The 12,435-nt window shown below is 33.8% G+C and carries 10 protein-coding genes; all 10 read right to left on the bottom strand.

Features of this window, described 5'->3' with window-relative positions:
- Window positions 1-34: 34 nt before the first annotated feature.
- Window positions 35-1,189 (bottom strand): efflux RND transporter periplasmic adaptor subunit, encoded by a 1,155-nt coding sequence (locus DOS84_RS12520; protein WP_111410456.1) that lies wholly within the window; start codon window positions 1,187-1,189, stop codon window positions 35-37.
- A gap of 9 nt (window positions 1,190-1,198) precedes the next feature.
- Window positions 1,199-5,494: a CusA/CzcA family heavy metal efflux RND transporter gene (locus DOS84_RS12515; RefSeq protein WP_111410455.1), complete on the bottom strand. Its 4,296-nt coding sequence runs from the start codon at window positions 5,492-5,494 to the stop codon at window positions 1,199-1,201.
- A 109-nt stretch (window positions 5,495-5,603) separates the two neighbouring features.
- Window positions 5,604-5,921, bottom strand: coding sequence for a DUF6660 family protein (locus DOS84_RS12510; RefSeq protein WP_124020643.1), 318 nt, complete (start codon window positions 5,919-5,921; stop codon window positions 5,604-5,606).
- Between the two features lie 70 nt (window positions 5,922-5,991).
- A complete protein-coding gene (locus DOS84_RS12505; protein ID WP_111410453.1) occupies window positions 5,992-6,606 on the bottom strand; it encodes a phosphatase PAP2 family protein in 615 nt (204 codons plus the stop codon).
- 20 nt (window positions 6,607-6,626) lie between these two features.
- Window positions 6,627-7,109 (bottom strand): ABC transporter ATPase, encoded by a 483-nt coding sequence (locus DOS84_RS12500; protein WP_111410452.1) that lies wholly within the window; start codon window positions 7,107-7,109, stop codon window positions 6,627-6,629.
- A gap of 76 nt (window positions 7,110-7,185) precedes the next feature.
- Window positions 7,186-7,962 (bottom strand): phosphatase PAP2 family protein, encoded by a 777-nt coding sequence (locus DOS84_RS12495; RefSeq protein WP_111410451.1) that lies wholly within the window; start codon window positions 7,960-7,962, stop codon window positions 7,186-7,188.
- 3 nt (window positions 7,963-7,965) lie between these two features.
- Window positions 7,966-8,757 carry a (Fe-S)-binding protein gene (locus DOS84_RS12490; protein WP_111410450.1) on the bottom strand — a complete coding sequence of 264 codons (792 nt, stop codon included), beginning with the start codon at window positions 8,755-8,757 and terminating at the stop codon, window positions 7,966-7,968.
- Window positions 8,758-8,820: 63 nt separating this feature from the next.
- A complete protein-coding gene (locus tag DOS84_RS12485; RefSeq protein WP_111410449.1) occupies window positions 8,821-10,155 on the bottom strand; it encodes a 4Fe-4S dicluster domain-containing protein in 1,335 nt (444 codons plus the stop codon).
- Window positions 10,156-10,168: 13 nt separating this feature from the next.
- Window positions 10,169-11,119: an MlaD family protein gene (locus DOS84_RS12480; RefSeq protein ID WP_111410508.1), complete on the bottom strand. Its 951-nt coding sequence runs from the start codon at window positions 11,117-11,119 to the stop codon at window positions 10,169-10,171.
- A 55-nt stretch (window positions 11,120-11,174) separates the two neighbouring features.
- Entirely contained in the window at window positions 11,175-12,311 is a 1,137-nt protein-coding gene (locus DOS84_RS12475) for an N-acetylmuramoyl-L-alanine amidase family protein (RefSeq protein ID WP_111410448.1), read from the bottom strand.
- Window positions 12,312-12,435: the final 124 nt, after the last annotated feature.

Genomic DNA, 12,435 nt, shown 5'->3' with positions numbered 1-12,435 from the left:
CTTAAATATTCATTAACAAAAATAGGTATTATATCTATTCTTCTCCGCTCCCTTTGGTTAGTTCCGACAGCAAATAATACGCACCTTTGATTACCACTTTTGTATTCTCAGGAACTAGATCAATTACCTTAACTTCTGTAAAGCCTAAATCTGAAGTGCCAATAGTCACTTTTATTTGTTGAAACGTATTTTTCCCCGTTGCTACAAAAATAAAATGATCGTTTCCATTGCTGACAATAGCTTCTGTTGGAAGAGCCGTTGTGTTGTTGTTATCAATTTTCACGCGTGCTTCTACGTACATTCCCGGCAAAAGAGTTTCGGTGGTTTCATTTATTTTTGCGTGTACCAATACTGCCTGTTCATTGGGCTCAAATGCTTTGTTGATAGCATAAATTTTGGCTGGATGTGTATGCGAAACATCATTTGCATCACTAAAAGTAATTGATTGGCCAATTTTTATTTTGTGAATGTCCTTTTCAAAGACTTTTAAATCCAAATGTAAAAATCGATTATCAATGATTTCAAACAATACAGCATTTGCGTCGGCATATTTACCCATACTCAAATTAATATGCTGAATATAACCGCTTATAGGTGCAGAAATAGCAATACTTGAAGTAATATTCTTTGATGTCAACTTACCTGCGTTTATCCCTAATTGTGCCAATTTAGATCCTAGTGTTACTTTTTTTGCCTGAGCAATCTGTAATTCTTTTTGTGCTTGTTGATATGTTTTACCTGCATTTATATTATCCTCTCTCAATTCTTTTTGGCGTTGGTATTCTTGCTCCAAGTAATTGAGATTGGCATTGTTTTCTAAATAATCTTGCTGCAATTGAATCACTTCAGTATTAACAATGGTTGCCAACGTTTCCTCAGCTGTTACAAACTCTCCTTCTTGGACCAAAATATTTTTAACAACACCTCCAGCCAAGATGCTCACCTGTGCTTGATATTGTGGAGGCAACGATAATTTTCCATTGATTTTCAATGTTGTAGTTAGATTTTTGTTTTCAAAATTACCTAATTGTAAGTCTGTCGCTTTGATTTGGGCATCTGTAAAAGTCACTACTGATTTATCTTCTACTGTTTTTTTTGAATCATTTATGGGATTCTCTTTACTGGAATCATTTTTGCAAGAGATTAAACCCAAAAATAAGAAGAGTATGATTGCTATATTATTTTTCATTACTGTATTTTATTTATTTAGTAAAAATTGAATGTTGATTATCGTTTGATTGTAATTGTTCATTACAGTCAAATAATCATTCTTGATTTTGTTGGCATCCTTCAGGTTTTGGGTGTATTCAACATAACCAATATCACCTGATTTGTATAGCCTCTGAGCCGAATCTACAATCGTTTCAGCCATTGAAATTCCTTCGTTTTTATAATAATTGAGTTGCTCCAAATATTGTTTTTGGAGCTGGTATTGTTGCAAATAAACAGTAACCAATTCCTGTTGTGATTTCTGCAATTCTTTTTTAGCAATTTCGGTTTCTAATTTTGCCACTTGCGTTTTTGCTTCAACTCCGTTTCTGAATAATGGAATATTAATTCCTACACTTCCATAATAAAACGGAGTTTCTTTGTCCAAACTTTGTGCATTCACACCAACATTAAATGATGGATTTGCTTTGGCCTTTTCTGATTTTATAGTCAGTTCTTTTGCGATAATCTGCTGCTGCAAAAGCTTTAAAACTGGGTGATTCTTAACCAATGTACTATCGCTCAAATCAACTTCTTGCAATGTTTCATATTTTGCCGGAGCTTCATAAACTAAAACATTTCCTGTCCATTTTTGCAATTCAGCCAAATAAAAAGAGACTCGAGTATTGACCTCTGATAATTGCATTTTTAAATCTTTGTGTTGCAATGTGGCGCTAATTTTTTCGAGTTTATTACTTTCACCTACTTGAAATTTCTTGTCTGCATACTTTTCATAATCTGCAAAAAGAGCATCTATTTCAAGTAATAACTTGTACTGTTGCACATTGTAAATCCACATAAAATATGTACTTGAAACGTTTTTAATCAATTCGTTTTTGGTAACCGCTTCAAATGATTTGGCAACGGTTACATTTTGATTCAAAAGATTCCGATCTGCTTTATTCGACAATTTAAAACCTTGAGCAACTCCCAAATTGTAATCAAACAATTTACTGTTCATTTGCCCCAAATTACTATTAATATTGAATGGATCCAAAACTGTGGCCGTTTTTGTCAATGCCTGTTGTTGCTCCGTTTGTAAAGAAGCCTGTTGCATCGTTGGATAATTTTTGGTTGCCAAATCGAGTGCATTTTGCAAAGTAAAAGTTTGTGCATTTGCATTAAAAGAAAAACAAGTAAAAAACAAAACAACGATTGATGCAATTTTTGGATTTACTTTTATTTTTTTTGAAGACATGACTAAATAATATAACACAGGTAAAACAAATAAAGTTAGTAATGTCGAGGTCAATAAACCACCGATTACAACTGTTGCCAAAGGTTTTTGAACTTCCGAACCTGCACTTGTACTTAAAGCCATTGGCAGAAAACCTAATGATGCAACTGTTGCTGTTGCTAAAATTGGTCTTAATCGGGCACTGCTTCCTTTGTAAATACGTTGCAATAAATTGTCTTCTCCTTCCTCTTTTAACTGATTATAATAGCTGATTAATACGATTCCATTCAGAACAGCGACGCCAAAAAGCGCAATAAAACCTACACCCGCCGAAATACTAAAATTCATTCCTCGCCCCCATAAAGCTAAAACTCCACCAATAGAAGCCAAAGGAATCGCTGAAAAAATTATCGTTGCTTCCTTGAGAGAGCCGAACGACAAAAAGAGGAGAAAGAAAATAAGTAAAAGCGCAACCGGAACAGCCAATAGCAATCTACCTTTTGCTTCTTGAAGGTTTTGAAATTGCCCTCCATATTTTATGAAATAACCCTCTGGCAATTTTAATTTAGCATCGAGTTTCTTTTGGATTTCCAAAACTACGCTTTCTACATCTTTACCGCGAACATTGGCCTCAATGACAATTCTTCGCTGTGCCTCTTCCCTGCTTATTTGTGATGGTGCAGTTTTGAAAGAGATTTCGGCCACTTCGTTCAACGGAATTTGATTTCCGCTCGGCGTTGGAATTAACAAAGATTTTAAAGCGTCAATATCGGTATTTTCATTTTTAGGAATACGAACAACCAAATCAAACTTGCGTTCTCCCTCATACACCACTCCGGTTATCCCACCAGCATAAGCCGTGTTAAGAATGCGGTTTACTTCGGCAATATTCAATCCGTATTGTGCAATTTTGTTTCGATTATATTTCACAACCAATTGTGGCATTCCTGTAACTTGCTCTACTTTGATATCCGTGAGACCTTGAATTCCCCGTATAATTGGAACCATCTTATTTGCTTCCGAAAATAATTTATCCAAATCATCACCAAATATTTTTATGGCAATATCCGATTTTACCCCTGCAATCAGTTCATTAAAACGCATTTGAATGGGTTGTTCAAAAGATAAATTACAACCTGGAATCTGACTTAATTTTTCATTCATTTTCTCGGCCAAATCTTCTTTATTATCTGCTGTTGTCCAATAATTTTTATCTTTCAAAACCATAATAATATCAGCACTTTCTATAGGCATTGGATCAGTAGGAATTTCACTGGTCCCTATTTTACTAACTACTTCTTTTACCTCTGGGAATGCCAGTGCCAATTTTTCCAACTGTGTGCCCACTTCAATGCTTTGTGGCAAACTGCTTCCTTGACGAATTGTATAATTCATTGCAAAATCGCCTTCATCCAATTCAGGAATAAACTCACCTCCCAATGAATTAAAAATGAATATCGAAGCAATAAGCAAAAAACCTGCAATGCATATAACTTCAACTTTTCTTTTCAATGCAATAACCAAAACCGGGTGATACCAATTATTCAATTTATTGATAAATCGGTCGGTAAAATTCGGTTCGTTATTGATATTTTTACTTAAAAATATACTACTCGCCCATGGCACATAAGTTAGTGAAAGTAATAATGCACCAAGTATTGCGAAACTTACCGTTTGCGCCATTGGCATAAACATTTTGCCCTCTACTCCACTCAATACAAATAATGGTATGTAAACAATCAGGATTATAATTTGTCCAAAAATGGCAGAACTCATTATTTTTGAAGAACTTTTTATTACTTCATGGTCCATTTTCTTTTGAGAAAGAATATTGTTCTTATAGTGTTTAGAAAAAATATGCAAAGTAGCTTCAACAACAATTACGGCACCATCTACAATAAGTCCAAAATCTAAGGCCCCCATACTCATCAGATTGGCACTCAAGCCAAAGAGATTCATTATGATTATTGCAAAAAGCATTGCCAAAGGAATAACTGAAGCAACAATTAAACCAGCTCGCAAACTACCTAAAAACAAAACTAAAACCAATATCACAATTAATGCACCTTCCAATAAATTGGTGGAAACCGTACTGACCGTTTTTTCAATAAGTTTGGTTCTGTCAACAAAAACATCAATTTTTACGCCTTTCGGCAAGGATTTTTCTATCGATTGTATTTTTCCTTTAACAAGTTCAATTACTCTAACAGCGTTCTCCCCTTTTTGCATTAGAACAACTCCTCCAACAGTTTCTCCTTTTCCATTTCTGGTCATAGCTCCATAACGTGGGGCAAAACCAAATTTAACTTCGGCAATGTCTTTTATCAAAATAGGGACACCTGAGTTGTTTTTTATGACAATATTATTGATGTCTTCAATATTTTGGATTAATCCTTCTCCACGAATAAAATATACATTAGGTCCTTTGTCAATGTAACTCCCGCCAGTATTTTCATTGTTATTTTGTAACGCATCAAAAACTTCAATAAGAGTAAGATTATTGGCTGCCAATCTTTCGGGCTTTACAGAAACTTCGTATTGCTTTAATTTTCCACCAAAACTGCTCACATCTACAACTCCAACAGTACCTAATAATTGACGACGTACAATCCAATCCTGAATTGTTCTTAATTCAGTTAGATCATATTTCTCTTCATATCCTTTCTGGGGAACCAATACATATTGAAAAATTTCGCCAAGTCCTGTCGTTGGTGGCAATAATTCTGGTATTCCATATTGTTTCGGAATATTATCCGTCGTCATTTTTATTTTTTCATCAACCCGTTGGCGGGCAATATTAGCGGGTACATTATCTTTGAAAACAATTGTAATTACAGACAAACCCGAACGGCTTGTACTCCGTAATTCAATCATATCGGACAATGATTTGAATTCAGTTTCTAATGGATAAGTTATAAATTGCTCTACTTCTTGAGTAGCGAGGTTCGGTGCATTAGTTATTACTTGCACCTGATTATTCGTCACATCCGGTAATGCATCAACGCTTAATTGCGTAAATGAATAAACGCCAAACATAACAAAAATGGACAATAAGACTCCCGTAATCAACTTGTTGTTTACTGAAAATGTAATGATTTTTTGTACCATTGTTTTAATATAATGAATGAGAAATCAGACCCAAAAAGGTCCACTTTTTTCTGTGGAAAAGCCACAGCTCTCTATCCCAATCTTCAATACTAATTGGAATCAGGTTTCATTATACTATTTGAGGCGGTTGCCAAATACTTCCGAAGAAATTGGAAGCAAAAATTGATTTGTATTCAGGAATTTTATTTTCTATTGTCTTTTTGATAATGACTAAATCTAGACTACAAATAGTAGTATCAAAAGCAAAAATTTGCGAACTGCAACAATTGCAAATACAAAATGGAGAACAAGCGTCATAATCCTGATTATGTTCTGAACTACTTTTTTCTACAAGAGTTTGTGACAAACTATTTCCTCCCTTATCTGCACAAGGCAAACAGGAAAGCAATAAAAACACAATTGATAATATAGTACTAGTCCATTTCACAAAAACAAAAATACGTTTTAAAATTTGAAAACCAAAATACAACTAAATGTGTATAAAGTGAATACTACAATTACTCCCAAAGCTTTTTCTGGTGAGGAGCTCTTTTTTTGTTAATCCATTTATTCAATTTATAACACAAAAAAGCAGAACCGCTACCTACAATAGCACCGGCTAAAACATCTGTCGGATAATGTACACCCAAGTACATACGCGAATATCCTACCGCACCAGCCCACAAGAAAGATGGAGCAATAACATACCATTTTGGATAAGCCATACTCAATGATGTGGCTGTTGCAAATGCGGCCGAAGTATGAGCCGAAGGAAAAGAATAACTAGTTTCTTCTGTGACATTATCAATTTCCGGATAAGTAACATAAGGCCTATCTCTTTTGGTAATACTTTTTAACGCTAAAGAAATAAATGTAGAAGCTGCCAAAGATTCACCAATGAAAATTGCTTTTTTCTTTGTAGTACTGTCTTTTTCAATTAATCCGACTACATAAATTATCACAGGAGTACCGATGCTGACAGGCATGGCGCTATTGGTAATTCCAACCATTGTTGATTCAAGATCTTTATTTCTATTTAAATTTATTTTCTTTAAAAGATCTATATCAGAATTTTGGCCATTTGAAATTGAAAAACAAAAAAGAAATACAAAAAGAGAAAGGAATTTGGACATATTGATTTTGTAAAATTGTTTTAAAAAAATCGACTATGCCAACTATCCATTGCGGGAACTTCCCAAGATTCATTGAACTCTTCGATATTGTTTACCAAATTATTAAAGACAATCGTGTTTTCGGTTACAGCCTTGTCTTTAACCATTTTCTTAAAGTCAATCAATGTTTTGTGCGCGATGTGCTCCCCAAGTTTAAAGGTTACATTCATTTTATCCAACAAATCCACATCGTATTTTTTTTCCAAACCTTGGATAAATTCAACTGAAGAATCTATAGAACAACCTGTTGCCGCTTGAACTTCCTGATTTACGGCAATAATAATAAAACGATTGTATTTCAACAAATAGGAAGACTCAAGACTAGTTCCGTGTGCAGCCCATTCGTTAAGGAAAGATTGCAAATCAGTTTCAATTTCAGAAAATTCGGCATCCGAAAATTTTCTGTTTGATTGATAAATCCAAATTCTGGATTCTTCGGGTAAATTTTCAAAAGGAACGTACATGATATTTATAATTTTAGGTTGCAGGTTTGAGACTGCAGATTTATGATTTTAGATTTTCTAGCTTCTTATATTTAGGTTAAAAAGAGGAAATATACCCAAACCCAAGTTGTTTCCCATCGTAATAAGGAATAAACGCAGATTTCTTGTTTGGATTACTTTTTGACGCAAATAATTTATTAACCTTAGGAAACAACCAATATCCAGCTTTTGCACTTAATATACCAATTCCAGCTCCTGCAACAACATCGGTAAGCCAGTGCCGGTTATTATACATTCTAAATGCTCCGGTAAAAGTGGCTATAGCATATCCAGAAACACCATACCAAATAGAAACATCCTTATATTCCTGATATAGAAATTCGGCTCCCATAAAAGCGGTTGCCGTATGGCCTGAAGGAAAAGAATTATCACTTGTTAGATCGGGTCTTTCAACTTTAACAACATTCTTTAATCCAGTAACTGTTATAGTCATTAGTAAAAAGGAGGTGGCAAGAATAATTGATTTATCTTTAAAATTATTTTTCCCTTTTATTCCAAAAGCTCCTAAAGCATAAACTGAAGCAGCTGGAGCATATTGGGTAAAATCATCAATTGTTATTTGCTTATCAATGTGTTCTACTACCTCTTCACTGATTTCGGAGTTTAGATCTTTTAATTGATCGCTATTGATCCCAATTACTCCAAATCCAATCAAAGTGACTGGGAGTATCAATTGCTTGGCATTAAACTTTAATTGTTTGACAGCAATCGAATCGGGAATTGAATCTTGAAAATTTACTTTAACTGCAGTTTGAGCGAATAAGGAACTCCATATTGGCAATAACATCAGGAAAACAAATTTTCTTATAGCCATTATTTATAAATCTTGTGCGTTTGCAATCAATTCAGCTATATCCATAACTTTGACATCACCTTCTCTTTCTTTATTTTTAACTCCATCGGTCAACATAGTATTACAAAAAGGACAACCTGCCGCAATAATATCCGGTTTTGTTTCAAGAGCATCTTCTGTTCTTTCCACATTGATTTCTTTATTGCCAGGCTCGGCATCTTTAAACATTTGCGCTCCTCCTGCTCCACAACATAAACCATTTGCTTTAGAACGTTTCATCTCTAGTAATTCAACATCCAATTTCTGAATTAAATCTCTCGGTGCTTCATATACATTATTGGCTCGGCCTAAATAACAAGGATCATGAAAAGTAATACGTTTCCCTTTAAATTGCCCTCCCTCAATAGTTAAACGTCCTGAATCTAACAATGATTTAAGGAATTCTGTATGATGAACCACTTCATAATGGCCTCCCAATTCAGGATATTCATTTTTTAAAGTATTAAAACAATGCGGACAGGCAGTAACTATTTTTTTTGCTTCATAAGCATTAAGCACTTCGATATTCATCATGGCCTGCATTTGAAACAAAAACTCATTTCCTGCTCTTTTTGCAGGGTCTCCAGTACAACTTTCTTCTGTACCTAAAACGGCAAAAGAAACATTGGCACGATTTAGAATTCGCACAAATGCTTTTGTTATTCTCTTTGCTCTATCATCAAAACTTCCTGCACAACCTACCCAAAATAAAACTTCTGGTTGTTTTCCTTGGGCTAGCATTTCGGCCATTGTTGGCACAATTAAATTTTCTGACATTTCTTTTTGTTTAATCGGTTAAATGTTGAATCGGTTAAACGCTTAAACGAATAACCAATTAAACTATATTTCGTTTTTCCAGTTCAATCGGTCTTGTTGACTGTATTGCCAAGGAGCACCATTATTCTCTATATTGGTCATCATAGCATTTATAGGCATTGGAGCTGCGCTTTGTTCCATCACAAGATAACGTCTCATATCCATAATAATAGAAAGCGGGCTGATGTTTACAGGACATTCTTCCACACAGGCGTTACAAGAAGTACATGCCCATAATTCTTCAGGAGTTATGTAATCGTTCAATAGCGATTTATTGTCCGGTACGAAAACACCTTTATTAGCATCAATATTTTTCCCTACTTCTTCTAATCTATCTCTTGTATCCATCATAATTTTACGAGGAGACAATTTTTTTCCTGTTTGATTTGCAGGACAAGAAGAAGTACAACGACCACATTCAGTACATGTATAGGCATTTAATAGCTGAACCCAGTTTAAATCCTGGACATCGCTGGTACCAAATTTGCTTGGAACTTCATTTTCAGAAACTGGCGCTGCCGCAAATGGGTCAGCATTGGGATCCATCATCAATTTCACTTCTGCAGTTACCGAAGCCAAATTATCAAACTGTCCTTGTGGGTTTAAGTTTGCAAAATACGTATTTGGGAAAGCCAATAAAATATGAAGGTGTTTAGAAAAATACAAATAATTCATAAAAACCAAAATTCCAACAATGTGCAACCACCAAAAGCCTTCATTCAACAACATCACCAATTCATTGGACATTCCGTTGAAAATAGGAGCAATAAATTGACTTATTGGAAAAGAACCTGCTTTTATAAAATGTGAAAATCCTCCGGGTACATTTTGCAAATGAAAATCGGAGGCATTCATTAATAAAAACAAAGTCATTAAAGTAATCTCAAAATACAAAATATAGTTAGCATCACTTTTTGGCCAGCCTTTTAAATCAGAATGAATAAATCTTCTCAACTTAATTATATTTCTTCTTATCAAAAATACAGTAACAGCAAATAATACCAAAAAAGCCAATATTTCAAAAGAACCAATTAAAAAATCATAAACAACTCCAAGCGGAGCAAAAATCCTATGAGTTCCAAATAAACCATCAATAATGATTTCTAATAATTCAATATTAATAATAACAAATCCAACATAAACTATGATATGCAGTATTCCAGCAACGGGTCTTTTTACCATTTTGGATTGCCCAAGAGCAATCATTGCCATATTTCTCCAACGCGCTTTTGCATTATCTTTACGATTAACATCAACACCAAGATTAATATTTCTGATGATTTTTTTCACATTCGAATAAAAATACCCGAATCCAATAATCAATACTATGGCAAATAACACATTACTAAGGTAACTCATAAATACTAGTTTTTTATTTTGTTATAGAATCGTTTGGAGCAACATATGGTTTGTTTTTCTTACCAAAAACAGAAACATTTACATAACGGGTTGGATTCAATCTTACATCTTGCAAAAGCAATTCTAACTCTTTGGAAGTTTTTTCTAAATTAACATAAAGAGCTTCGTCTTTCAGCAATTTCCCCATAGTACCTTTTCCAGACTCTAAACCTTTCATTAATGCATCTACTTTACTTAATGTGGTATTCAAATTTTTAACAGTTTGTCCTAAATCAGCTTTATTTAATGAGTCTGAAATTTTAACGAAATTATCCGAAACTTTGTTGAAATTAGAAACTACGCCTTTCAACTGACCTTTGTTTTCATCCAATATTATATTCGCATTCAAAGCCACTTTATGGAATTGTTCCATAGTAGCGCTAAGTTCTGCCAAGCTCTTTTTTAAATCTGCTTGTCCTTTTGCATCCAAAACAGAATTAAAACTAGTAACTAATTTATCCGCACTAGTCATTAATTTCTCTACTTTAGCCATAACTGGAGCCGCTTTATCGCCCAATGAAGCCATAAGACTAGCCTCTATAGTCCCCGCTAGGTAATCCCCATTTTCGGCGATAATTTTGTCTAAATAATTAGGATGGATAGCAACCTGCTTGCCGCCTATAAGACTGGCGTCATAAATTGTAGCCGTGCTTGATTTTGATATTGGAAACTCAGTATCTATTTGCAATTCAACCAATAATTTCCCATTTTCACCAATCGATATGGATTTCACTTTTCCAATGCTCAGTCCGTTGATTGTTACTGGAGCTGAAGGCGCAAGTCCCTCTACGTTAGCATATTCAACATAAAGAGTTTTATAACTATTAAAAAGGTCTTTTCCTTTTAAAAAACTGTATCCCCAAATGAATAATAAAATTGATGTAATAACTAAAACGGCAGTTTTTATTTCTCTTGTAATTTTCAAAATTTTTGTTTTTTTAATGGGCAAATTTAATATAAAATATTCGAATTTATAAGTATTATTTGATTGCTTCCTGAATACTTATTTTCTTTCCATTTCTGAATGCTATTAAAAAAGCCGAATCATATCCTTTCGATTTCACTTCAGTTAGTTGGTTCTTCGCGCTTTCATAATCAGAAGTTTCACCGTAGAAATATTTATAAATATTATCTTCATAAACAAGTTTTACATTTTGCAATCCTTTAAAATTTTTAGGTTCCAATGCTACCTTTTTTTTGCTGGCTGACAACTGAATTTTATAAATTGAACCCAGAGTATCTTTTTTAATGATCTCTTTATTTACCTCTACATTCTCAGAACTTTTTACAGGATTTTCCCTAAGGATTTGAGAAGGTTTTTCTCCAAAAGTTTCTGCTCCTCCATCTCCAAAATAGTCATATTTATAACTGATTATTGCGTTTGCAATAGCTCTGGCGATATCATTTTGCCCCTCTTCCGAATTTAATAAATCCCCTTCGACAGGATTCGAGATAAAACCAGTTTCAATTAAAACTCTAGGCATATACGCTTTATGCAGAACCATAAAAGGTGCTTGCTTCACGCCTCCATGTCTTAATTTCTTACCTAATTTTGCAAATTCATCTTCTACCTTACCTGCTAATGAAATACTATTATCTAAATATTCTTCTTGCATCAAAGTCATACCAATCATGGTTTCTGGAGAATTTGGATCAAAACCCTCATATTTTTGTTTATAATCTTTTTCCATTGTGATTACTGCATTCTCCTTTTTTGCAGCTTCAAGATTTGAAGCAATCTTATTCATCCCCATAACGTAGGTTTCAGTCCCATCTGCAGCGGTATTTCTATTGGCATTCAAATGTATAGAAACAAAAATATGAGAATCAGCTCTATTGGCAATATTGGCACGCTCTATCAAATCAATAAAAACATCTGTTTTTCTAGTATATATTACATCTACCTTAGGATATGATTCCAAAATTTTACCCACTTTTAACACAATGGCCAATGCAATATTTTTCTCAATCCGTCCATTATAATTCGCACCAAAGTCATGACCTCCATGACCAGCATCTAAAGTAACTTTAAAATCATTCGATTGGCTATACGATTCCATGGCCAACATCACTAATAAAAATGTGAATGCAATTTTTATTTTTTTTGATATATACATCTATTAGTTAATTTAATTATAAGACTTCCGTTATAAATTTATGATTTGATTATTTTTGCCAAAAAATTATAGTAATTTTGGCTCGCGAATATTCGAGTCTTCATTTTACAAAAATAGCATTTAA

Origin of the sequence: Flavobacterium aquariorum (assembly GCF_003254745.1) — a bacterium.
Lineage (GTDB): Bacteria > Bacteroidota > Bacteroidia > Flavobacteriales > Flavobacteriaceae > Flavobacterium > Flavobacterium aquariorum.
Note: the sequence above shows the minus strand (reverse complement) of the source record. Positions and strands in the feature narration are given on the sequence as shown.